This is a genomic window from Catenuloplanes indicus (genome assembly GCF_030813715.1).
GTDB classification, from domain to species: domain Bacteria; phylum Actinomycetota; class Actinomycetes; order Mycobacteriales; family Micromonosporaceae; genus Catenuloplanes; species Catenuloplanes indicus.
On the sequence record NZ_JAUSUZ010000001.1, the window covers coordinates 8,259,721 to 8,283,408 of the forward strand.

Genomic DNA, 23,688 nt, shown 5'->3' on the forward strand with positions numbered 1-23,688 from the left:
GAGGCGTCGTGAACGTACGCACAACCCTGCGCAGAACCGCACCGCCGCTCCTCGTCCTGACCCTCGCCGTGACGATCGCGGCGCCCGCACCGGCCCAGGCCGCGCCGCCCGATCCGGCGAAGCTGACCAGCCTGACCGCGACCGGGGCGAACCCCTACCTGTCGTTCGGCGCGAAGGACGCGCCCGGTGCCCGCGGCACGGCACCCGGCATGACGTTCGGCCTCGACGGCCGGCTGACCACCACGCGGATCGCGGCCTGGCAGCGCGCGATGGCCACCGGCGCGGAGGCGGCGGCATCCCGGCCGGGCGGCGGCACCGGCTCCTACACCGAGCGCGAACCGGCCACGGTCCGCGGCCGCAACGACACCCGGCCGGAGCTCATCCGCGGCGTCGGCTCGGGCCGGCCCGAGTCCGGCTCGTTCACCATCGACGGCACGCTCGCGTCCGAGGCGCCGGTGGCCGAGCCGCTGGCCCCACCGGCCGAGGACGACGGCGCGATCCCGCTGGCCACGGAGACCGGCATCTCGGCGGCGCGGCGCGCGGTCACCACGAGCGGCACGATCGGCGACGGCCCGCACGGCTCGGCCGGGACCGGCACCGGCGACTTCGACTTCTACGAGCTGACCGGCCGGGCCGGTGAGGTGGTCACGGCGGACGTGGACACCCCGGGCGCGGTGCTGGACAGCTTCGTGGCGCTGTACGCGGCGGACGGCACGCTGCTCGGCGGCAACGACGACCAGGCCCCGCCGGACGACTGGAGCAGCCGGTTCTCGATCGAGCTGCCCGCGGACGGCACGTACTACGTGGCGGTCGGCGGCTACTCCGAGCTGCTGCTGCCGGCCGACCCGAACGATCCGGCCAGCGGCCCCGGCGCCGGCTCGGAGGGACCGTACGCGCTGTTGCTGCAGGTCGCGGCCGAGGATCGGGACTCGTTCGCGGTCGACCTGGACAAGGGCGACGTGCTCGGGCTGAACGTGTCCGGTGGCGCGGCCCGGCTGGAGATCTTCGATCCGAGCGGCACGCAGGTCTTCGGCTCGGTGGTGGACCTGTCGTTCATCGTGCCGCCGTCGTCGCCGCTGCCCAAGGGCGGCAACGCGATCGCGGACCACATCGCGGCGGTGTCCGGCCGGCACCGGATCGTGATCGAGCGCGGTGCCGGGGCGTACTCGGCGAACGCCGTGATCACCCGTCCCGCGGCGGAGTCCGAGCGGAGGGGCACGAAGCAGACGCTGCTGATCGACACGAACGGCGCCACGATCGACCCGGCCATCTTCGGCACGGGTGCGTCGGGGGAGCGGCCGGTGACCGGCCTGCCCGCGTTCCTGCCGAATTGGGGCCTGACCGAGGCGGACCTGCCGCGGCTGCGCGACGTCATCACGCGCACCGTGAACGCGCAGCTCAACCAGGCCCGCCGGGACGCGCGCGTGGGCGAGCTGGCGGTGCGCGTGGTGACCGACGCGGACGGCCCGGAGACGTGGGGCCGGCCGGACACCAGCCGGGTGATCATCGGCGGCACGATCGAGGAACTGGAGATCCCCACGGTCGGCATCGCGCAGTCGATCGACCCGGGCAACTTCGCCCGGGAGGAGACCGCGATCGTGCTGCTGGACCTGCTCAGCGGCCCGGCCGGCAGCCCGGTCTCGCTGAACACGTACCTCACGCCGGCCAGTGACCGGGTCGGCTTCGTCGGCCGGGTGCTGGGCACGCTGATCAGCCACGAGGCCGGTCACTACCTCGGCAACTGGCACCTGAGCAGCATCGACGACCAGCTGAACATCATGGACGAGGGCGGCGCCGACCCGGCGTTCTTCTTCGGCGTCGGGCCGGACAACGTCGGCGGCACCGCGGACGACGTGTTCGCCCGCTACGGTCCCGGCCCGCTCAGCACGTTCGAGGGCTTCGACGGCACCGAGAACACCGCGGTCCGCACCGCGTGGGCCCTGATCAAGCCCTGACGGTCGGCGGGGGTACGGAGATCACCCGTACCCCCGCCGGACTCAGCCCTTGACGGTCAGCAGCGGGCGCAGCTCCACCACCGGCGACGCGACGCCCGCACCGCGCAGGCTGTCCACCACCGGCGCCACGTCCTTGTAGGCCCAGGGTGCCTCCTGCTTCAGGTCGCGGCGCCACGCGTCGATGATGTCCCGCCGCGCCAGCACCGCCGGGTCACGGTGGTCGAGCGGCGTGACCACCCGGAAGTCGCGCAGGAAGGCGTCGAGTTCCGCGTCGCTGCCCCGGGCAGCCGCGCCGCGTGGCACCCGGCGGCCGGCACCGTGCGCCGCGCTGCCCAGCGCACGCGGCGCGTCGAGCCCGCGCAGCAGGTAGCTGGGCGCGCCCATCGAGCCCGGCACGATCACCGGCTCGCCGTACAGCCGGTGCGGGTCACCGGTGGGCCCGCCGGCCGGCGTGGCGCCCTTGCGGTGCACCACCGTGCCGTCGGCGGACGGCCAGAGCAGGTTGTGCGGCGCGTCGTAGATCAGCCGGGCGCCGACCTCACCGGCGACGTCCGCGAGCCCGGCCCGCAGCATCATGGCGAGGAAGAACCGGTTGCCGATCGCGAAGTTCGCCGCGTTCCGGAACGCGGTGAGGTAGCGCGCCGGGTCGCCGGCCAGTGGCAGGATCCCGTTGCGCGGCATCGGCAGGCCGCGCGGCCACGCGGCGCGCGCCGCGTCCCGGCCGAGCGCACCGGCCTGGTGGCCGAGCGACAGCGAGCCGCTGTGCACGGTCAGCACCACCCGGCCCGGCGCGAGACCCCACGCGTGCGCGGCCGCGCCGTCGTGCACCGCGGAGACGTACTGCAGCTCCGCGAAGTGGTTGCCGCCGCCGATGCTGCCGATGATGCTGTCGTAGCTGACACCGCCACCACTGGAGATCCAGTCCTCGAAGCCGGCCGCGGATTCCGCCGGGAAGCCGGTCGCGTGCAGCCGGCCGTCCAGTCCGGTCACGTCGTCCGGCCGGACCTGCGCCCACGCACCGCCGTCCGCGTCCGGGACGCCGTCGGCGAACAGGCCGGACAGCCCGTACCGGAGCAGCCCTTCGCGTCGTGCGGCGGTCAGCCCGATCCGCCGCCCGCCCTCGAAGAACAGGTGCCGCAGCCGGCGCTCCAGCGCGTCCAGGTGCGGGCGGATCCGGTCGACGGTCAGCGCGGTCGTCTCGACGCGCATGCCGCAGTTGATGTCGTTGCCGACCGCCGCGGGAATGAGCGCGCCGGTGGTCTGGATCACGGTGCCGATCGGGATGCCGGCGCCCTTGTGGAAGTCCGGCGTGCAGACCACCCGGTCGATCCGCGCGGAGCCCAGCGTGCGCAGCGTGCCGGCGGTCTCCAGCACGGTGAGCAGCTCGTCCACGGCCGCGGCCTCCAGCGGCACGTCCGGTCCGGCGCAGATCTCCACCGGTACGCCGTGCGGGTTGGGCAGCGAGAGCCAGTTGTCGTCGAGCCGGACCAGGCGAGGGTCCGGCCGATGCGAGAGGGGCATCGAAAAACCTTTCACAGAACTGCTGACGCGGGGGTACGAAGCAGCGGCGCACGGATTCACCCGTGCGCTGATGCTGTTGTGGTGCCTGACGGTTCAGCAGCCGCGAGGTCTTTCACCCAGCATAGAAAAGGTGATCAAGCAATTTTGCGACGCGGGAGCCGGGACCTGGCTCCCGCGTCCGGGGGCGGGGCTAGTTGGCCGGCCAGGAGAACTCGGCGACCCGGGAGGCCGCGATGGTGACGGTGCCGGCCTGCTCCGACTCGCCGCGCCAGACCGCGTAGCGGCCGGCCGGGAGGCTCGGGTAGACCGCGCAGTAGAGCTTGCCGTGGTTGATCAGGCGCTCGCGGACGGCCACGTGCGTGCGGGCCGCGGTCAGCGTGTCCAGCGGGCTGATCTCGATCTCCAGGCCCTGCTGCTCCGGGCCGGTGTAGATGACCAGCGCGCCGGTGTCCCGGCCGATGTCCAGCATGACGCTGGCGGTCTCGGAGGTGCCGTAGTGGTGGTGCGTGTGCATGGTGACTCCTCTCAGGCGGACGGGTTGTTGAAGCCGTCGTACGGCAGGCCCAGGTAGGGGAAGTGACCGAGGAACCCGGCGGTGACGTCCGCCGCGGTGATCCCCTGCTCCAGCAGCGCGGTCGCCTCGTCCGGCGTGAAGTCCTTGTCGATCAGCGGGAACGTGGCGCCCGCGACCGCGCGCAGCGCGATGCCGACCACGTCGTCCTCCGGGCGGCGGCCGTTGGGCCAGCCGGCCGCGTCGCCGGCGACCAGCCCGAACGCGTTCGGCTCCGCGGCCGGCGGGATCGCGGTGTTGAGGCGCAGCAGGTCGGCCTGGGTCTCGCCGGTGAAGTTCTGGAAGCCGTCGATGATCCCCTCCGGGATGCCGGTGAGCAGGATCGCCAGCAGGTCGGCCCGGTCGGTCTTGTCCGCGACCAGCTTCTCCAGGTTCGGGAAGACGTCCGGGTAGAGCACCGGCAGCAGCGTCGCCAGCTCGGGCCGGGCCACGAACTCGGCGAACCGCTTGTCCTCCTTCGGCTCCAGCGCGTTGAACTGGTCCTTCTGCGCCATCGGCACGATGACCTCGTTGAACAGTGGGTTGCCGAGCCGGGATACCTGGACGGTCGGGCCGAGGTCGAGGTCGTTGCCCTTGTTGCCGTGCAGCACGCGCACCTGGCGGCGGCTGGCGGTGGTCCACACGCCGATCGTCGCCTCGGCGTCGGTGTACTTGTACTTCTTGCCGCCCTTGGTCACCGACGAGATCGGCAGCTGGATCGCGATGCTGTGCACGTTCGTCCTGTCGAGCGTGTTCACGCCGTCGCCGGCCGCGTCGAAGATGTTCTTGCCGGCCACGTGCAGGTTCTGGAACGGACGCAGCGTGCCCAGGTCGAAGATCGCGCCGAGGTCGACGAAGAAGCCGTCCGCGCGCTGCCCGGCGAAGACCCGCGCGCCGCCCTCCAGCTTGTAGACCGCGTCCTTGGCCAGCTTCGCGTAGTCCGGCGTGGACGCCGGGCCGATGTTGCACGGCGGGCACGGGATGTCCTTGCCCAGCACGGTCGCCTTGCCGTGCATGTCGACGCAGGTGACCGTGTAGAACTGCTGCCGGTTCCAGTCCGGGTCGTCCAGCGACTCGATCGGCCCGGTGTTGTAGAGGAACGTCTTGTCGTTGTTGATGACGGTCCGGAACCGGAATTGGTACGTCAGGTCGGCCTGTGCGTCGCCGTTGTTGTCGATGTGAATCTCGTAGAGCACGTCGTCGCCGAACTCGAAGAAGTTCGGTCCGCCGGACGGGACCTGCAGCGGCAGATAGTTCGCGATGATCGTCACGGTGTCCGGCTTGTCCGGGCTGACGAACGCGTAAAGGTCGGTGCTGTCGGCGACCGGGTCTTTCGAGATCTCGGGGGCCTCGCGGTGCGAAGACATGCTGGTTACCTCTTCGAGTCGGGAGAAGGGCGAGGAGAGGACGGGCTACTGCTTTTTCCGTGAGGCCTTGACCAGGTCGGACGCGAGGCCCTTGTCCTTGACCTCGATCACCCGCTCACCGACGAAGATGCTGAGCAGTCCTTCGCGCGCATTGACCACCTGGACGACGATCGCGTCGTCGGACTCGGCGCCGTTACCCTGCGCGGCGGCGAATCCGGCTACGGCGGCCGTACCGATTCCGACCGTCGCGGTGCCGGCACCGATGAGCACCTTGCGGCGCGACACCGCGGGCCGCGAGCTGTTTCGAAACATCGTCATTCCTTCTTTCCGCCGCCGCCTTCCGAAAAGGAGCGGCGGTGTGTCGGGTGATTCAGCGAGGCGCCCATGAGTACGCGACCGGTAGCCGCGATGGTTCGACGGTTTTCGGAGAGATCCACATACGCACAGCTCACGCACAGTTTGTGACCTGCATCACGTGTAATTGCGGGTGAACGGACCCATCCGCGCCGCCCGCGGCTCCGGATCCCTCCGCGTGGAGGTCTCTGCCCGTGCCGGGAAACGCGCCGGAAACCGGGCGCCGGGCGAGAGGAACTCCGGTCTACCCGCGCCGGGGGCGGCATGGCAAGGTAACCGGGGTGGAGCAGTTTGTAGTCAGCCGGTGTGCGTGTTGCGGGTACCGAACCGGGGGCGGTACGTGCCCGGTGTGTTTCTGGACAGAGGACGGATCGAGCGACCGGGACGCGAAGGTCGCCAAGGGCGGTCCGAACGGTGAGCTCAGCCTCGACGAGGCGCGACTCAACTTCGCGATCTACGGCGCCAGCCACCGCCGGTACCTGGACGTGGTGCGCAAGCCCCGCGAGGACGAGATGCCCTGATAGATCGCTGTGGCCTCCTCACGAGGGGGCCACAGTGGACGTGAGACAGCGTTCACCGGCACTTGTCACGGCCGAAACCCGAAAGATATAGGTAGCCGTCGAAGATTCTGGGATGGCCGCGCCTCCGCGCCCCCGCTTCTACGACCTCACCACCGCCGACGGCACGGCGTACCACCGGATCGCCCGCATGCCCGAGGCCGGTCTCGTCACGTCCACGGTCGTGCAGACGTGCGTGCGCTACGCCGAGCCGGACCGCTGCCGGTTCTGCGCCGTCGAGGAGCCGCTGCGCGAGCCGGACGGCACGCTGCCGGTCAAGCGGCCCGGCCAGCTCGCCGAGGCGATCCAGGCGGCCGTGCGGCTGGACGGCGTCCGCCGGGTGTCGCTGACCACCGGTACCGGAGCCGGGCCGGACCGGGGTGCGCGGTACCTGGCCCGGTGCGTGCGCGCGGTCCGCGCCGCGATCGGCCCGGCCGTACCGTTGCACGTCACCTGCGAACCACCTGCCGACCTGGCCGCGCTCGGCCTGCTGCGCGAGGCCGGCTGCACCGCGGTCGGCATGAACGCCGAGACGCTCGACGACCGGCTGCGCCGCCGCTGGCTGCCCGGCAAGGCCCGGGTCCCGCTCGCCCAGTACGACGCCGCGTGGGAACACGGCGTGCGGGTGTTCGGCCGCGACCACGTCTCCACCTGCCTGCTGATCGGGCTCGGCGAGCGGCCGGAGGACCTGATCGACGGGGCCCGGCGGCTGGTCGCGCGCGGCATCCACCCGTTCGTCGTACCGCTGCGGCCCGTTCCCGGCACGCTCGCGCACCGGGACGGCCTCACCGGGCCGCCACCCGCGCAGGTCGCGCTGATCACCGCGGCCGTGGACGAGTTGCTGGCCGCGCACGGGCTGGCCGGTGGCGCCGGCATGCCGCGCCGCGCGGCCGCGGTCGGGTGAGCGCGCCTGGCGCGAGCGCTCAGAGCGCCCGCAGATGAGCCAGGACCAGCGGGTCGATCCGGCCCGGGACCAGGCGCTCCTCCAGGTTCTCGATGCCGGCCCAGCTCGCCAGCGCGTCGTCCAGCGTGGTCGTGACCGGGTGGCCGAGCGTGACCAGCCGGCCGGTCACCTCGGCCGCGAGGTCGGCGGTGAGGTCCAGCAGCGTGGCCGGGTCCGGCTTCTCGAACAGCATGGTGTGGATGCCGAGCAGCCGGGACAGCTCCGCCACCGGGTCCGGGTGGTCGTCGGCGCGCAGGTCGACCAGCACGTCACCGGTGCCACCGTAACCGCCGCCCTTCTCCACCACGTAGAGCCCCGCGCTCTGCCGTCCGCGCCGGTCACCGCCGGCCCGGTCGCCCGCGGCCAGCGCGCGCAGCAGCCGCTCCGCGAAGCGCAGCGACGCGGCCGCCGGGTCCAGCCATGCGTCCCGCATCGCGTCCAGCACCCGCGGGCCGGCCAGGATGTTGCCCTGGACCGCGAAACCGTCGCCGGTCAGGTGCCCGGCCCAGTCGTGGCAGCCCGCACCGGTGAACGCGGCGCCGTCGCCGGCCGGGCCGACCACACCGACCTGCCGGTGGTCGCGCTCGCCGTCACCGGAGACCAGCGCCGCCACCGTCTCCGCCGCGGACCGGCCCTCGCGCAGCAGATCCAGACCCCGCGGCCGGTACGACAGGTTCAGATGCGCCTGCGTCGCCACCGCGCCCAGCGAGGCCTCCGCGGCCGGCACCAGCGCGCCCGCCGCCAGGAACTTGCTCGCCACCGCCACACCGTGCAGCCGCCCGTCGGCCGACCGCCCCACGATCGAGAACGTCACCGCGCGAACCTACCTCCGGTTTGCGGGTTTTCGCGACGGGTAAGGCCCGGTCAGGCACCCGCCGGAACCGGAAGGGAAACACATGACGCTGCGCGCGATCGTTCTCGGCTGCTCGCTCAAGTCCTCCGACGAGCCGTCCAGCTCGGAGCTGCTCGGCCGCGAGGTACTCACCGCGCTCGCGGACCACGACGTGGACGGCGAGTTCGTCCGCGTCGCCGACCACCACGTGAAGTTCGGCGTCACCACGGACGAGGGCGACGGCGACGAGTGGCCGGTGATCCGCGCGAAGATCATGGATGCGCAGATCCTGGTCGTCGCGACGCCGATCTGGATGGGCCAGCCGTCCAGCGTCTGCAAGATGGTCCTGGAACGCCTGGACGCGGAACTGTCCGAGACCGACGAGCAGGGCCGGATGAGCACGTTCGGCAAGGTCGCGGCCGTGGCCGTGGTCGGCAACGAGGACGGCGCGCACCACGTGGTGGCGGAGGTGCTGCAGGCGCTCAACGACGTCGGGTTCACCGCGGCCGCGGCCGGTTCCACGTACTGGGTCGGCGAGGCGATGGGCAGCGTCGACTACCGGGACGCCGGGCCGAAGCCGGACACCACCGGCAGCGCCACGAAGACGCTCGCGGCCAACACCGCGCACCTGGCCCACCTGCTGGCGAAGGAGCCGTACCCTCCGGCAGCCTGAGACCGCGGGGCGTAGCCTGGCCCGGTGTTGAGTGATCTTGCGGAACGGCGTGGTCTGAGGCGGCTGCTGCTGCCGCTCGGGGTCATCTGCGTCGCGGCCGGGCTGTCCGGCGCGATCTTCTCGCCGCTGCTGTCGCTGTTCCTCAGCACCGACGTCGCGGCGAGCCCGGCCCAGATCACGCTGTTCCTGGTCGCGTCGCCGCTGGCGGCGGTCGCGGTGTCCACGGTCGCCGGGCGGCTCTCCGACCGGTACCCGATCCGGCGCGCGCTGCTGGTCGCCACCGGCGTGGCCGGCGTCACGGGCATGGTCGCGGCGGCGTACGTCCGGGACTTCTGGGTGCTGCTCGCGCTCGCGGTCACGGTGACCGCGTTCGCGCAGACCACGTTCCCGCAGTCGTTCGCGTACGCGCGACAGGCCCTGGCCCGCGTCGAGCCGGGCCGGTCCGCGATGGCGATCAGCACGCTGCGCATGCTCTACTCCGCGGCCTGGGTCGGCGGCCCGCCGATCGCGGCCGTGATCCACTCCGCCGGCGGTTTCCGGTACGTCTACCTGCTCGCGGCCGCCGCGTTCGCGATCGCGATGCTGGTCGCACTGGCCTGGCTGGCCGAGCCACCCCCGGTCCCGTCCGCCGCCCCGCCGTCCGCCGGCCCGGATTCCCTGTCGCCGGCCGGCCCGGACGCGCTGCCGGTCGAGGCGCCCGGTGCGGTGCGGACGCGGCCGAACGCGCCGGGCTGGGTGCTGGCCGTGACGGTCGCCGGGTTCACGCTGCTCCAGACGCCGCTCACGCTCGGCATCCAGGCGCTGCCGCTGTTCGTCACCCAGGACCTGAACGGTGCCACCAGCGCGTCCGGCCTGATCCTCGGCCTGTGCGCGGCGCTGGAGATCCCGTTGATGCTCGGCTCCGGCGCGCTCGCCACCCGGCTGCCGCTGCGCGGGCTCATCCTCGGCGGCGCGGTGCTCGGCACCGCCTACTACGGGCTCGCCGGGCTGGCCACCGAGGTGTGGATGCTGCTGGCCGGGCAGCTGCTCAACGCCGGCTACATCGCGGCGGTCACCGGCCTCGGCATCTCCTACGTCCAGGACATGCTGCCGCGCGAGCCGGGCCGGGCGACCACGCTGTACAGCAACACGTACACGATCGGCGCGATGCTGGCCGGCCCGCTGTTCGGCGTCGCGCAGACGTTCGGCATCCGCTGGGCGTACCCGATCGCCGCCGCGCTCTGCGCCGCCGGCCTGCTCCTGCTCCTGGTCACCCGCCGCGCCTACCCGGTCTGAGCGCCTACGCCAGGTCTATCAGGGTGTCGATGCCGGCCAGGGACATCACGCGGCGCAGGCGTGGGCTCGGGTGCAGGGTCAGTGGCACGCCGGCGGCACCGGCCGCGCGCCACGCCGCGATCAGTGCGGCCAGGCCGCGCGAGTCGCAGAACGAGACCGCGGCACCGTCGATCAGCAGGTGCGTGGGCGTGGTCGCGACCGCGTCGAGCAGCGCGCGTTGCAGCGCCGGCGCGGTCGCGCCGTCGATCTCGCCGTCCACGTGGACGGTCAGTCCGCCGTCCGGCCGGTCACTGCGTCGCAGCATCAGGTCCGTCATGTCTGCCTTCGGTCGTCTCCCGGGCCGGGCGGGGTCCAGTCCAGGCAGACCGCGACCGCGTCGTCGACCGTCTCACCGCCGATGAACGCGCGGAGGTCACCGATCACCGAGCGGACCGCGGCCAGCGGGGACAGCGCGCCGCTGCGGGCCAGGAACCGGTCCAGCAGGTTCTCGCCGTACCGGGTGCCGCGCGCGGTGGCGTCCACGATGCCGTCGCTGACCACGAACAGCCGGTCGCCGGGCTCCAGCGTGAACGTCTGCGTGGCGTACATGGTGCCGTCGAACATGCCGAGCGGGTCCTGCGCCTCCAGCGCCACCGGGCTTATCTCGCCGCCGCGCAGCCGCAGCAGCCGCGGTGAGCCCGCGTCGACCGCGGTCACCACGCCGGTCCTCAGGTCCAGGTCCAGCAGCAGCGCGTCTATGTGCTGCGCACCCCGGTGGTAGGAGTAGATCGCCTGGTCCGCGAGCGTGGCCTGGTCCGCCACGTCCAGCCCGGCCCGGCGCGCGTTGCGCAGCGCGTTCATCGCCAGGCAGGTCAGCGTGGCCGCGGCCACCCCCTCGCCGTGCCCGTTTATCACCACGACCTGCAGCCGGTCCAGGTCGTCGGACCAGTCGAACGTGTCGCCGCGCACCGCGTACGCCGGCTCCAGCTGCCCGGCCAGCGCGAACGCCGGTCCGGTGCGGCCCCGGCCGGGGAGCAGCCCCCACTGCATCTCGGCCGCGAGCGTGAGCCGTTTCGTGCGGGCGGCCACCGCGTACCGGTCGGTGCCCTCGCGGGCCGCGGCCAGCGAGTGCCCGAGCAGGTCCGCGATCTCGGCCAGTTCCGCGCGCAGCCGCGGGTCGTCCGGCGCGGGCGTGATCCGGACGACGCCGAGCCGGTCGCCGCGGACCGCGACCGGGAGCCACAGCGCCGCGCCGTCCACCACCTCGGCCAGGTGGTCGAAGGCACGCCAGGCCGGTGCGCCGGGGTGCGTGACGGCCGGGCCGCCGTCCAGCGGCACCAGCTCGCTGAGCCGGTAGTCGACCTGGAACAGCTCGAGCGCGGCGACCGCGTACTGCTCGGTCAGGTATTCCGACAGGTGTTCCACGATCTGGTGGGCCGGTGCCGACATCAGCGTCCGCTGGGCACCGATCAGACGATCGTGCATCGTGTCTCCCGGGGGCGAACGAGGATACTCTTGCCTGCACCATGGCTTCCGACCGTGATCCGGACGTGGCCGCCGCCGTCGACGCGGCGGCGGACGGGCTGCTGACCGCGTTCGACGACGATCTGCCCCAGCCGCTGTCCGCGTCCCAGTTGCGCGCGGTGCTCGCGCTGGAGTCGCTGCCCGGCGGTGTGAATCTGCGTGGTCTCGCCGACCGCCTCGGCGTGGTGCTCTCCTCCGCCAGCCGGCTCAGCGATCGGCTGGTCGCGGCCGGGTTGCTGGACCGTCGTCAGTCCGACGCGGACCGGCGTGAGGTGCTGGTGCGCCTGTCGCCGTCCGGCCGCCGTTTCCTGGCCGAGATGCGGGCCCGGCGACGGGAGCGGCTGGCCAGGGTGCTGGCCCGGATGACGCCCGACGACCGCGCGGCGTTGCGCCGCGGCCTCGAGGCGTTCCGTGAGGCCGCTGACTAGAGCGGCCCGGTGTTCGCGCACGAATCATCCCCTCCCGCGCAGAAAGATACTTGCTGGACGGCAACTATTCAACGCCGGGCGGCGTGGCGTGGCTTTTGTGCAACAACCCTCGGGTAAAAGGTGCATATCGGGCGGAGTAACGGGGGTTCTCCAATGGTGACAGTCGGTGGGCGGCGGCTGCTGCTCAAAGCGGCCGCGGGCGGCCTGGTCGGGGCCGCGTTGCCGGCCGGGACCGCGAGCGCGGCCGTACCGTGGGTGCAGGCGGCGCGGTTCCTCGACGCGATGACGGACGCGTACGACACGGACGGCCCACGACTGCCACAGTCCTACTCCGACCAGGTCGGACTGCTGAGCACGGCGTTCACGTACGACGCGGCGCTCACGATCATCGCGTACCTCGCGCTCGGCGACCTGAAACGTGCGGTCTCGATCGGCGACGGGCTGCTGCACGCGCGCACCCACGACCCGGAGTGGGGGACCGGCCCGCTGCGCCAGGCGTACGCGGTCGCACCCTACCGGCGCGGCGACCGCGCCTGGGCGCACACGTTCGCCGCGCCGGACGGCACGGTCGACGCGGGCGGCCCGTTCCGGTTCACCGCCGTGTTCACCGGCGACCAGGCCTGGGCCGGGCTCGCGCTGCTTGCCCTGCACCGGCGCACCCGCGACCGGCGCTACCTCGACGGCGCGACCGCGCTGGCCGCCTGGGTACGCGACGAGGCCCGCTCGCCCGGCCGGCTCGGTGGGTACACGCTGGGCCGGAACCGGCAGGGCGCGCCGATCACCGCACAGTCCACCGTGCACAACGCGGACCTCTACACGCTCTTCTCCCGGCTCGGCTGGAAGGCGGAGCAGGACCGGGCCCGGCGCTTCGTCGAGCGGGCGTGGATCGTCGGCGCCGAGGAGTGCTGCTTCTCGGCCGGCTCGCCGGACGGCGGCACGCTCGACGACGGCGCCCGGACGCTGGAGGCGCAGACGCACCCGTGGCTGGCGCTGCGCGACGAGCGGCACCGCGGCGCGCTGACCTTCGTGGACCGCCGGCTGCGCGTCACCGACACGCCGGACGCGCCGAACAGCGAGCTGACCGGCCGGCAGCGCTACCGCGGGATCACGGCCAGCACGCTGAGCCCGGCGTCCGACCCGGGCCGGCCGATCGAGGAGGGCCTGCCGCGGCCGGACCCGCAGGCGGTCTGGTTCGAGGGCACCGCGCAGTACGCGGTGGCGCTGCGCGCGGCCGGTGAGCCCCGGGACGCGCTGCGCGAACGCGACCCGGTCACCGACGCGCAGGCCGAGCTGGGCGCCGGGCAGACCGTCGGCGGCCGGCCGCTGCCGGAGAAGGCCGGCGTGGTGGCCGCGTCCAGCCCGCTGCACGTGGGCTTCGCGGACTCCGGCTACTACCCGAGCCGGCACCTGGCCGCGACCGCCTGGTACGTCCTGTCGATCAAGGGAGTGAACCCGCTTTCCTGAGCCGCCCCTCAGTCGTTGAGGCCTTCGAGGGGGTACGCATGAGAGCAGCCGTGGTGCTCGCGCTGGCCGTCACGATCGGCACCGCCGGGCCCGCCCGCGCGGACGCCGGGGCGGAGCAGCTGGAGGTCTACACCGGCACGGTGACACCCGTCCAGGCCGACCGCATGCGCGCTTCCGGTCTGGACGTCGAGGGCGCCGGCGCGGTCGAGGCGGTGCTGACCCGGCGGCAGGCCGACCGGCTCGCCGCGCGGGGCGTCCGGCTCACGCCGCGGACCGTGCGCGGTGAGCGGGCCTCGGACGCGCTGCGCGCCCAGGCGCGGGCCGGGTGGACCGCGTACCGGTCGTACAGCGAGCCGGGCGGGCTGCGCGACGAGCTGACCGCGACCGCGGCCCGGTACCCGAACCTGGCGAAAGTGGAGACGATCGGCCGTACCGTGCGGGGAAAGCCGATCCTCGCGGTGAAGGTGACCGCGGACGCGCGCCGGGTGCCGGACGGGAAACGCCCGGCCGTGCTCTACGCGGGCGCCCAGCACGCCCGAGAGTGGATCACGCCGGAGATGGTCCGGCGGCTCTACCACCACGTGCTCACCGGCTACGGCGCCGACCCGGAGATCACCCGGCTGCTGGACACCACCGAGCTGTGGTTCCTGCCGGTCGCGAACCCGGACGGCTACGACCACACGTTCACCGAGGGCAACCGGCTCTGGCGCAAGAACCTGCGGGACAACGACGGCGACGGCCGGATCGCACCCGGCGACGGCGTGGACCTCAACCGCAACTTCGGCTACCGCTGGGGGTACGACGACGAGGGCTCGTCCGGCGACCCGGCCGCGGAGACGTACCGGGGTGCCGCGGCCGCCTCCGAGCCGGAGACGCGCGCGCTGGACGGGCTGTTCGCGCGCGTCGGATTCGAGTTCTTCGTCAACTACCACTCGGCCGCGCAGCTGCTGCTCTACGGCGTCGGCTGGCAGGTCGCCACGCCGTCGCCGGACGACGTGATCTACCGCGCGCTGGCCGGTGACGACGCGCACCCGGCCGTGCCGGGCTACGACCCGGATCTGGCCGCGGAGCTCTACACCACGAACGGTGACACGGACTCGCACGCGGCGGAGCGCTACGGCACGCTCGGGTTCACGCCGGAGATGTCCACCTGCAAGGTCGCGGCCGACTCGGTGCCGGACGACCGGTGGCGGGCCGAGGACTGCGCCAGCGACTTCATCTTCCCGGACGACGAACGGCTGATCTCGGCGGAGTTCACCAAGAACGTGCCGTTCGCGCTCGCGGTCGCCGCGGCCGCGAAGGACCCGGCGCTGACGCACAGCACGCCGGACCTCACCGCCGACCCGTTCGCCGTCTCGTACGGCACGTCCCAGCCGGTGGCCGTGACCGCCCGCCGCGGGCTGAAGCGCGTCGCGCTGCACTACCGGATCAACGGGGGTACGCCGGGGACCGCACCGGCCCGGGAGTGGACCGGCGGCGAGCGCTACGGCACCGACGGCACCCGCTGGTTCACCGAGCTGCGCGGCACCGTCCCCGCCCAGCGGCCGGGCGACCGGGTGGAGGTGTGGTTCAGCGGCGAGAAGGACGGCGTCACGGTCACCGGCGGGCGGTTCGGCTACACCGTCGCCGAGGACATCGGCGGTGACGTGCTCCTCCTCGCGGCCGAGGACGTCACCGGGACCAGCCCGGACCAGGCCGGCACGTCCGCCCGGTACGCCGCGGCGCATGCCGAGTCGCTGGGCCGGGCCGGCTTCGACACCGACGTGTACGACGTCGACGCGCGCGGCCGGACCGCGCCGCACCACCTCGGCGTGCTGTCCCACTACCGGGCCGTGGTCTGGGAGACCGGCGACGACGTGATCCCGCGCGCCAAGGGCCAGCCGAACGGCACCACCACGCGCGCCGCGGCCGCGACCGAGCTGGCGGTCCGCGACTACCTCAACGAGGGCGGCAAGCTGCTGGCCGGTGGGCAGCACGCGTTCTACCCGCAGTCGCTCAACGGCGGCGCGGTGTACCACCAGACCGGGCCGGGGGAGTGCACGGACGCCGGCTCGGCCGCGTGCATCGGGCTGTCCAACGACTTCCTGCAGTACTGGCTGGGCGCGTACACGTACGCCGGCGGTGTGCAGAAGCACCCGCTGACCGGAACCGGCGGCGCGTTCCGCGGCTGGACCGGCACGCTGGACGACGGGCAGAAGCACACGGCCACGTTCCTGAGCACGCGCGGCTACTCGCACGTGCCGGTCGGCTGGGACCGGCCCGGCGCCGCGCCGTACGGCCCGGCGACCGGCGACCGCTACGTGTGGAGCGGCCGGCACGACGCGGCCTACCAGCGGCTCAGCCGCCGGGTCACGGTGCCGGCCGGCAAGCACGCGTCGCTGCGGTTCGCCACGTCGTACGACATCGAGAAGAACTGGGACTTCCTGATCGTCGAGGCGCGGCGGGCCGGCACGGACGAATGGACCACGCTGCCCGAGGCCGGTGGCCGGACGAGCACCGCGCCCGGCGAGAGCTGTCCGGTGGAGCTGCACCCGGAGCTGGGCCGCTACCTGACCGAGGACGGTGCCGCGTGCGCCTCCACCGGGCGCTGGCATGCGGCGACCGGTGCGTCCGGCGGCTGGCAGCGGTGGACCGTGGACCTGTCCGGATACGCCGGGTCCGAGGTCGAGGTCGCCATCACGTACGTCACCGACTGGGGCACCACCGGCCTCGGCGTGTTCGTCGACGACGCCACCGTCATGGTCGGCGGCAGCACGGTGTCGGCCACGTCGTTCGAGGACGGCCTCGCCGGCTGGACCGCGCCGGAGGGCTGGACCGCCACGCCGCGGGTGTTCGAGGACGGCGCGGTGGTCACCACGCCGGACACGGTCCTGCTCGGCTTCGGCCTGGAGGGCTTGGCCCCGGCCGCGCGCGACGACCTGGTGCGGCGTGCCATGACGCACCTGAAGATCAAGCCCAGGACCCGTTCGGGGGTACGGTGACCGCGCACACCTTAGAACTTTGTCGGCATTCTGGCTGTTTTCCGTGGCATCGGTAGCCGGTCCGGGTGCAGTTGGTTGTCATTCAGTTACCCGTCTACCACTCAGCGTGTTTACTGCCTAACGTTCACGGCATGAACAACGACATCCCCGCGGTGACCGCCCAGGGCCTCGACGCCGAGCTCCTGCTCAACGCCGACCTGCTCTTCCTGGACGAGGTCATGGCCCGGGTCGGCGTCGACGGCATCACGGCCGCCTACGCCAACGCCGGCCTGCTCGCCGCGGTGGATCAGCACGCGGCCGCGGTCCGTGAGTCGCTGCGCGACGCCGGGCGCGCGATCGACGCGCCCGCGCTCGCGGCCTACGGCCGGTCGATCGCGGCGGCCGCGCGCCGGGCCGGGCGGTTCCTGCCGGACCCGGGCGGCGCGCACGTGGCGCCGCTGGACTGGCTGACCGCGGAGTGGCACCTGCTCCGGCTGGTCGCGGTGTGCATGCTGGCGGAGGACGCCGCCGTGCTCTGACCCTCTCGTGCCCGACACCCCGCCCGGCTGCGGCCGCGGCGGGGTGTCGTGCTTTTCCGGCGTCGTGCTTTTCCGGTGTCGTGCTTTCCGGCATATCGTGTGAATCTGGTTTGTCGTCCTTTCGGGAACGGCACGGCAGCTTTGCCGCTAAAAGGGACGAAACTACTCTGCCCGCATGAAGGTTCCCACCATGTTGCTGGCCGCGGCCGCGTTCGCGCTGCTGCCGGCCACCGCGGCGACCGCCGCACCGGCCGCACCCGCGGCCGCCGCGTCCACGATCGTCGCGAAGTACACGTTCGACAGCGCCGCCAGCACCGTCAACGACGCGTCCGGGCGCGGCCTGCCGCTGAAGATGCGCGCGGCCGACGGGGGCGCGGTCCGCTACGTCACCAAGGGGTCCGGGCGCGCGCTCGCGTTCCCGGTCCGCTGCGCCGCGAACGCGGCCAAGTGCCCGCGCGTGCTCCTCGAGGGCGGCGACGACTCCGACCTCGACCCGGGCACCAAGCCGTTCTCGTACGGCCTGACGCTCGCCGCCACCGCCGCCGCGGTCGGCAGCGAGTCGAACATCCTGCAGAAGGGTGTCGCGGACGCGCAGGGCCAGTGGAAGCTGCAGATCGGCGGCAAGAAGAAGCTGCCGTCCTGCGTGATCGCCGGTGCCGGCAAGGGCGCGAAGCGCTACATCGCGAAGTCCTCGCAGAGCGTGCTGGACAACAAGTGGCACACCGTCACCTGCCAGCGCACCGCCACCCAGCTGATCATCTGGGTGGACGGCCAGAACCGCGGCTCGGTCGCGGTCCCGTCCAGCGTCAGCATCAGCAACAACCTCCCGCTGCGCATCGGCGCCCAGAACCTGAACGCCAAGCAGACCGCATTCGGCGGCGCCATCGACGACGTGGTGGTCGCGGTCGGCTGACCGACCACCCGGCGCGGGCCCACCGGCACGACACGGGCCCGCGCCGGGCGGCACGTCCCCGAGGGGAGACGCCAGGGAACTCCCCGATGGATTCGGTCCGGGGCGATGCCTACCGTCGGTAGTCATGAAGGCCATCGTGCAGCAGCGGTACGGAGCCGCTCCCGCAGTGCTCGAGGTCGGGGAGGTCGCGATGCCCGCGGCCGGGCCCGGCGACGTCCTGGTCCGGGTCCACGCCGCCGCGGTCAACGCGGCCGACTGGCACATCATGCGCGGTGACCCGTGGATCGCCCGGCTGGCCACACCCGCGATCTTCGGGCGGCGCGGGCCGAAGCAGCCGATCCGTGGCCGGGACATCGCGGGCGTGGTGGAGGCGGTCGGGCCGGGGGTGGAGCGGTTCGCGCCCGGCGACGAGGTCTACGGCGATCTCGGCGACGCCGGTGGCGCGTTCGCGGAGTACGCGGTCGCGCCGTCCACCAGCCTCGCGGCCAAGCCGGCCGATCTGACGTTCGTCGAGGCCGCGGCCGTGCCGCTGGCCGGCAGCACCGCGCTGTACGGGTTGCGCGACCTGGCCGGTGTGCGGGCCGGCCAGCGAGTGCTGATCAACGGCGCCTCCGGTGGCGTCGGCACGTTCGCGGTGCAGATCGCGGCCGCGATCGGCGCGGAGGTGACCGGCGTGTGCAGCACCCGGAACGTCGAGTTGATCTCCTCGCTCGGCGCGTCGGACGTCATCGACTACACACGCACCGACTTCGCGGCGCTCGGCCGGCACTGGGACGTCGTCTTCGACCTGGCCGCACGGCGCACGCTGGCGGACTGCCGGCGCGCGCTCACGCCGGACGGCACGTTGCTGCTGGCCGGCGGCGGTGTGTTCGAGGGCGGCAGCCTGTTCGGGCCGATGACCATCCAGGTGCAGGGGCGGCTGCTGGCCCGGGCCGCCCGCCCGCAGCGGCTGCTCCCGCTGCAGATCCGGCCGCGCGCGGCGTACCTGGACGCGCTCCGTGACCTGATCGAGTCCGGCGCGGTCCGCCCGGTGATCGAGAAGACGTATCCGCTGGCCGCGGCCGCGGAGGCGGTCCATCACCTGGAGCAGGAGCACACCCGGGCCAAGCTGGTGCTGACCGTGGTGTGACCTTGTGCTCAGCATTGCCGGAGTTGCGCCGAACGGAGGGGAAAGTACCGGCATGAGGTAGAAGGTGGCGGGAGAATGCGGTCCCTGAGTATGCGCACCAGCCTGCTGGCCACGGCCGCGGTCGCGCTGGTCGTGGCCCTGGTGGTCGGTGGGCTGAGCGTGGTGCGGATGTCCGCGATCGCGGACCGCGCCGAGTCGGTGTACGACGAGGCGCTGCGGCCGCTGAGCGTGGTGCAGGACATCGAGCAGCTGATCTGGCACTCCCGGTGGGCCAGCCTGTCGAACCTGACCGGCACCGACCCGGTGAAGGTCAAGGCGTACGCGGAGGAGACCGCGGCGATGCTCGACCAGGTGTCGGTGCGCATCGACGAGTACGCCGGGCTGACCGTGACGGACGCGGAGCGGGCCGCGATGGCCACGTTCACCGACAACTGGGCGACGTACCTGGACCTGCGGCAGCAGTCCGCGGCGCTGAAGCAGGCCGGGAAGCTCGAGGAGTGGCAGGCGTTCCGCAGCAGCACGCTGAACCCGTCCATCGTCACCGCGATGGAGGACCTGACCGCGCTGAAGGAGCTGTCCCAGGCGCACGCCACCGGGACCGCGGCCGCTGCCCGCCGCACCGCCGACCAGGCCCGTACCGTGATCATTATTGTGCTGGTCGCCGGTGTCGTGCTCGCCGCGGCGTTCTCGCTGCTGGTGGCGCGCGGCCTGGTCCGGCGGCTGGCCGGGCTGGAGTCGGTGCTGGCCGCGATGGCCGCCGGTGACCTGACCGAACGCCCGGCCGACACCGCCGGTGACGAGATCGGCCGGATGTCCCGGGCCGTGCACCAGGCGAACGCGCAGATGCGCGCAGCCGTGCGTACGCTCGCGGAGGCCAGCACCGGGCTGGCCGAGCGGTCCACCGAGCTGCAGCGGGCCAGCGGCACGTTGTCCAGCAACACGGACGAGGCATCCGGCCGGGTCAGCTCGATCGACGAGGCCGCCGGCGAGGTGACCGCCGGCGTCAGCGCGGTCGCCAGCGGCGCCGAGGAGATGGGCGCCGCGATCCGCGAGATCGCGGTCAGCGCCACCGAGGCCGCCCAGGTCGCCGCGGACGCGGTCCGGGTCGCGTCCCAGGCCGAGGAACTGATGACGAAGCTGGACACGTCCTCCGCGGAGATCGACAGCGTGGTCAAGGTGATCACCGCGATCGCCGGCCAGACGAACCTGCTCGCGCTGAACGCCACCATCGAGGCCGCCCGCGCCGGCGAGTCCGGCAAGGGCTTCGCGGTGGTCGCCGGCGAGGTCAAGGACCTGGCGCAGGAGACCGCGAAGGCCACTGAGGAGATCAGCCGCCGGATCGAGGCGATCCAGGTGGACACGCGCACCGCGGTCGAGTCGATCTCCGGCATCGGCGAGATCATCGGCCGGATCAACGACTACCAGAACACGATCGCGTCCGCCGTCGAGGAGCAGAGCGCCACCACGAACGGCATGACGTCCGACCTGAACCGCGCCGCCGGCGGCACCTCCCAGATCAGCAGCCAGATCGGCGAGGTCGTGCAGGTGACGGCCGCCACCCGCGAGGCCGCCCACGCCACCGAGACCGCCGCCGGCGACCTGGCCCGGATCTCCGGCGACCTGCGCGCCGCGGTGTCCGGCTTCCGCTACTGACCACTCCCGGCGGATGCCCGGCCGTTCCGGGCATCCGCCGCAGCCACGCCGGGCGTCACCACGCGATGCGTGTTCTCGCAGGGGACGTGCTGACGAGCTGCCAACCGCCACCGCAGGTGTTACTCAGGCCGCTGCCGTTGCGCCTTCCATCCTGTGCGGCGGTCGGCTTCGACAGCGTGGACGGCCTGCACGATCGCGGTGGCTCAATGGGCAGCAGCGCAGCGTGGTGGGTATCGCTGTGCCGCGCTGCTCGCTGTGCCGCGCTGCTCGCTGTGCCGCGCTGCTCGCTGTGCGGTGTCGCTTGCGCTGGGCGTTCTTCTGGTTGCCGGCCCGCCGCGCGCCTCGCACCGCCTCCGCCGCGAGTAATCGGCCGGCACCGCGATCAACCGTGCCGGCTTTGGCTCTTGTCCCGCGAAACCGGCAGGGAGGAGCGCAGCGACGACCGTTGCCCGCGGGAGCATGCGGACCGTGCCGCGCCGGAAGCGGGAACATCGAGATTTTGATCTTCCGAAGGGACCTTCGGCCCTGTCCCGGTTCCCGTCCGGCCCGGTAGAAAGGAGGGGTGATTCGTGTGTTTCTGCTCGACGACCACGAGGTCGTGCGCCGTGGCATCGCCGACCTCCTCGGGGCGGCCGATGACATCGAGATCGTCGGTGAGTCCGGCCTGGCTCAGGAGGCGGCCCGGCGGATTCCGGCGCTGCGGCCGGACGTGATGATCCTGGACGGCCGGCTGCCGGACGGCAGTGGCATCGACGTGTGCCGGGACGTGCGGGCCGTCGACTCCTCGATCAAGGGCCTGATCCTGACGTCGTACGAGGACGACGAGGCCCTGTTCGCCGCGATCATGGCGGGTGCGTCCGGTTACGTGCTGAAGCAGATCCGCGGCAATGACCTGGTCGACGCGGTGCGCCGGGTGGCACAGGGGCAGTCGCTGCTCGACCCGGCCGTCACCCAGCGGGTGCTGGAGCGCATCCGCACCGGCGTGGAGGAGCCCCGGGAGCTGCGGTCGCTGACCGAGCAGGAGCGCCGGATCCTGGAGTACGTCGCGGAGGGCCTGACGAACCGGGAGATCGCCGGCAAGATGTTCCTGGCCGAGAAGACCGTGAAGAACTACGTCTCCAGCGTCCTGGCCAAGCTCGGTCTCGAGCGCCGCACCCAGGCCGCCGTCCTCGCGACCCGGCTGCTGGGCGAGCACAAGGGCTGACCCAGGCCCTAAGCTGGGCCCATGGTGGACGATAAGTGACCGACTCGTCACCACGGCGGGCGCCCAGGGCCGGGATCGATCCGGATGTCACGAAGGGCTGGCTGCGGCGGGCCGCGCCGATCGTGCGGGCGCACCGGGGGCTGCTGGTTTCGTCGCTGGTGCTGTCGTTCGCCGGGCTGATCGTGCAGGTGCAGATCCCGGATCTGGTACGGCGCGGGATCGACACGGCGCTGGTGGCGCGCGCGGCCGCCCTGGAGCCGTTCGTCTGGCAGATCATGGGGCTGGCGCTGGCCCAAGGCGTGATCAACTTCCTGGCCCGGCTGTATCTGCTGCGCACCGCGTACGAGATGGAGTACGACCTCCGCACCATCGTCTACACGCACCTGATGCGCATGCCGTACGCGTTCTACGACCGGGTGCAGTCCGGCGAGCTGATGTCCCGGTCCAGTGCGGACATTCGCGCGGTGCAGATGTACCTGGCGTTCGGCCCGTCGATCGTGGTGCAGTGCGCGATCGCGCTGGTCGCGTTCGGGCTGATGCTGACCATCAACGTGCCGCTGGCGTGCGTGGCGATGGCGACGATGCCGCTGATCGGTGTGCTCGGGCTGCGCATGCGGCGGGCGATGTTCCCGGTGTCGTGGGTGATCCAGGCGCGGCTGGCCGGGCTCGCGACCGTGGTCGACGAGAACATCCAGGGCGTACGGATCGTCAAGTCGTTCGCGGCCGAGCAGCGCCAGGTGGACGCGCTGGCCACGGCCGCGGACCGGGTGCGCTGGGTCTACATGCGCGACGCGGCGATCCGCAGCCGGTGGAATCCCGTGCTGGACAACCTGCCGCGGTTCGGCCTGGCGCTGGTGCTGCTCCTCGGCGGCCTGATGGTGATCGACGGCAGCGCCACCGTGGGCACGATCGTGGCGTTCAACTCGTACGTGCTGATGCTCCAGCCGCCGTTCCGCATGCTCGGCATGATGATCATGCTGGGGCAGCGCGCGGCCGCGTCCGCGAAGCGCATCTACGAGATCTTGGACACCCGGCCGGACATCGAGTCGCCGCCGGACGGACTCGACACGGCGATCAGCGGTGCGGTGCGGTTCCACGACGTCCGGTTCGACTACCCGGACGGCACCCGCGCGCTGAACGGCCTCGATCTCGACGTCCGCGCCGGTGAGACGGTCGCGCTGGTCGGCGCGACCGGGTCCGGCAAGTCCACGATCGGCCGGCTGATCGCCCGCTACTACGACGTGACCGGCGGATCCGTCACGATCGACGGCCGGGACGTGCGCGACTACCGTCTGGACCGGCTCCGCGACCAGATCGGGATCGTGCCGGACGAGCCGTTCCTGTTCTCCGAGACGGTGCACGCGAACATCGCGTTCGGCCGGCCGGACGCGAGCCGCGCGGAGGTCCGGGCCGCGGCGCGCGCCGCCGGGGCCGACGACTTCGTCCAGGCCCTGGAGCACGGGTACGACACCGTGGTCGGCGAACGCGGCTACACGCTCTCCGGCGGGCAGCGGCAGCGCGTCGCGATCGCGCGGGCGCTGCTGGTCAACCCGCCGGTGCTGGTGCTGGACGACGCGACCAGCGCGGTCGACGTCGCGGTCGAGCACCGCATCCACGAGGCGCTGCGCAGGCTGCTGCGCGGCCGCACCACGATCATCGTCGCGCACCGGCCGGCCACCATCGCCCTGGCACGGCGCGTGCTGCTGGTCGACCACGGCCGGATCGTCGCGGACGGCACCCACGATCAACTGCTGAGGACCGAGCCACGGTACGCCGCGGTGCTCGCGGCCCTCGCGACCGCGGAGAGACGGCCCTCGCTGCTGCGGAGGAGACGGCCCGCGCGACCGCGGACGAGACGGCGCTCGCCG

Annotated in this window: 20 protein-coding genes and 1 pseudogene; 14 read left to right on the forward strand and 7 right to left on the reverse strand. The window is 72.7% G+C overall.

What is annotated here, in order from left to right:
* Positions 1-8 precede the first annotated feature (8 nt).
* Entirely contained in the window at positions 9-1,955 is a 1,947-nt protein-coding gene (locus tag J2S42_RS37060) for a PPC domain-containing protein (protein WP_307246953.1), read from the forward strand.
* Positions 1,956-1,997: 42 nt separating this feature from the next.
* Here the strand turns inward: J2S42_RS37060 and J2S42_RS37065 are convergent, their stop codons facing one another.
* The 4 genes from J2S42_RS37065 to J2S42_RS37080 all read right to left on the reverse strand — a co-directional run bounded on the left by J2S42_RS37065 (position 1,998) and on the right by J2S42_RS37080 (position 5,678).
* The gene (locus J2S42_RS37065) at positions 1,998-3,476 is read right to left on the reverse strand and encodes an RtcB family protein (RefSeq protein ID WP_307246955.1); all 1,479 of its coding nucleotides are present in this window, start codon (positions 3,474-3,476) and stop codon (positions 1,998-2,000) included.
* Between the two features lie 190 nt (positions 3,477-3,666).
* Positions 3,667-3,990 (reverse strand): phospholipase, encoded by a 324-nt coding sequence (locus tag J2S42_RS37070; protein ID WP_307246957.1) that lies wholly within the window; start codon positions 3,988-3,990, stop codon positions 3,667-3,669.
* Positions 3,991-4,001: 11 nt separating this feature from the next.
* A complete protein-coding gene (locus J2S42_RS37075) occupies positions 4,002-5,393 on the reverse strand; it encodes a DUF4331 domain-containing protein (RefSeq protein ID WP_307246958.1) in 1,392 nt (463 codons plus the stop codon).
* Positions 5,394-5,438: 45 nt separating this feature from the next.
* Positions 5,439-5,678: a hypothetical protein gene (locus J2S42_RS37080; RefSeq protein ID WP_307246960.1), complete on the reverse strand. Its 240-nt coding sequence runs from the start codon at positions 5,676-5,678 to the stop codon at positions 5,439-5,441.
* Between the two features lie 350 nt (positions 5,679-6,028).
* Between J2S42_RS37080 and J2S42_RS37085 the strand changes: the two genes are divergently transcribed.
* Positions 6,029-6,268 (forward strand): CPCC family cysteine-rich protein, encoded by a 240-nt coding sequence (locus J2S42_RS37085; RefSeq protein WP_307246962.1) that lies wholly within the window; start codon positions 6,029-6,031, stop codon positions 6,266-6,268.
* Between the two features lie 112 nt (positions 6,269-6,380).
* Positions 6,381-7,208, forward strand: coding sequence for an MSMEG_0568 family radical SAM protein (locus tag J2S42_RS37090; RefSeq protein WP_307246964.1), 828 nt, complete (start codon positions 6,381-6,383; stop codon positions 7,206-7,208).
* A 19-nt stretch (positions 7,209-7,227) separates the two neighbouring features.
* Here J2S42_RS37090 and J2S42_RS37095 read toward each other — a convergent pair whose 3' ends face one another.
* Positions 7,228-8,061 (reverse strand): DUF1028 domain-containing protein, encoded by an 834-nt coding sequence (locus J2S42_RS37095; RefSeq protein WP_307246966.1) that lies wholly within the window; start codon positions 8,059-8,061, stop codon positions 7,228-7,230.
* Between the two features lie 82 nt (positions 8,062-8,143).
* Here J2S42_RS37095 and J2S42_RS37100 point away from each other — a divergent pair, with 82 nt between their 5' ends.
* Both J2S42_RS37100 and J2S42_RS37105 read left to right on the forward strand, forming a co-directional pair.
* Entirely contained in the window at positions 8,144-8,752 is a 609-nt protein-coding gene (locus J2S42_RS37100) for a flavodoxin family protein (RefSeq protein ID WP_307246970.1), read from the forward strand.
* 24 nt (positions 8,753-8,776) lie between these two features.
* Positions 8,777-10,027: a sugar efflux transporter gene (locus J2S42_RS37105; RefSeq protein WP_307246971.1), complete on the forward strand. Its 1,251-nt coding sequence runs from the start codon at positions 8,777-8,779 to the stop codon at positions 10,025-10,027.
* A gap of 4 nt (positions 10,028-10,031) precedes the next feature.
* Here J2S42_RS37105 and J2S42_RS37110 read toward each other — a convergent pair whose 3' ends face one another.
* Both J2S42_RS37110 and J2S42_RS37115 read right to left on the reverse strand, forming a co-directional pair.
* Complete coding sequence (locus J2S42_RS37110; protein WP_307246973.1) at positions 10,032-10,343, reverse strand: STAS domain-containing protein; 312 nt, start codon at positions 10,341-10,343, stop codon at positions 10,032-10,034.
* A complete protein-coding gene (locus tag J2S42_RS37115) occupies positions 10,340-11,491 on the reverse strand; it encodes a PP2C family protein-serine/threonine phosphatase (protein WP_307246975.1) in 1,152 nt (383 codons plus the stop codon). The genes J2S42_RS37110 and J2S42_RS37115 overlap by 4 nt, the downstream gene beginning before the upstream one ends.
* Before the next feature lie 41 nt (positions 11,492-11,532).
* Between J2S42_RS37115 and J2S42_RS37120 the strand changes: the two genes are divergently transcribed.
* From J2S42_RS37120 to J2S42_RS37160, 9 genes and pseudogenes are all read left to right on the forward strand, one after another.
* The gene (locus J2S42_RS37120; protein WP_307246977.1) at positions 11,533-11,958 is read left to right on the forward strand and encodes a MarR family transcriptional regulator; all 426 of its coding nucleotides are present in this window, start codon (positions 11,533-11,535) and stop codon (positions 11,956-11,958) included.
* 153 nt (positions 11,959-12,111) lie between these two features.
* On the forward strand, positions 12,112-13,422 hold the full coding sequence (locus tag J2S42_RS37125; protein ID WP_307246979.1) for a hypothetical protein: 1,311 nt from the start codon (positions 12,112-12,114) through the stop codon (positions 13,420-13,422).
* A gap of 38 nt (positions 13,423-13,460) precedes the next feature.
* Positions 13,461-16,403 (forward strand): M14 family metallopeptidase, encoded by a 2,943-nt coding sequence (locus J2S42_RS37130; RefSeq protein ID WP_307246981.1) that lies wholly within the window; start codon positions 13,461-13,463, stop codon positions 16,401-16,403.
* A gap of 131 nt (positions 16,404-16,534) precedes the next feature.
* The gene (locus tag J2S42_RS37135) at positions 16,535-16,921 is read left to right on the forward strand and encodes a DUF6401 family natural product biosynthesis protein (RefSeq protein ID WP_306831054.1); all 387 of its coding nucleotides are present in this window, start codon (positions 16,535-16,537) and stop codon (positions 16,919-16,921) included.
* Between the two features lie 175 nt (positions 16,922-17,096).
* Positions 17,097-17,834 carry a LamG-like jellyroll fold domain-containing protein gene (locus J2S42_RS37140; RefSeq protein ID WP_307246983.1) on the forward strand — a complete coding sequence of 246 codons (738 nt, stop codon included), beginning with the start codon at positions 17,097-17,099 and terminating at the stop codon, positions 17,832-17,834.
* Between the two features lie 124 nt (positions 17,835-17,958).
* On the forward strand, positions 17,959-18,963 hold the full coding sequence (locus tag J2S42_RS37145; protein ID WP_307246984.1) for an NAD(P)-dependent alcohol dehydrogenase: 1,005 nt from the start codon (positions 17,959-17,961) through the stop codon (positions 18,961-18,963).
* Positions 18,964-19,038: 75 nt separating this feature from the next.
* On the forward strand, positions 19,039-20,616 hold the full coding sequence (locus tag J2S42_RS37150; RefSeq protein ID WP_307246986.1) for a methyl-accepting chemotaxis protein: 1,578 nt from the start codon (positions 19,039-19,041) through the stop codon (positions 20,614-20,616).
* Positions 20,617-21,178: 562 nt separating this feature from the next.
* Positions 21,179-21,820, forward strand: a complete 642-nt coding sequence (locus J2S42_RS37155; protein WP_307246988.1) for a response regulator — start codon at positions 21,179-21,181, stop codon at positions 21,818-21,820.
* Between the two features lie 188 nt (positions 21,821-22,008).
* Positions 22,009-23,343 (forward strand): annotated as a pseudogene (locus J2S42_RS37160) (ABC transporter ATP-binding protein); the annotation flags it as partial.
* Between the last annotated feature and the right edge of the window lie 345 nt (positions 23,344-23,688).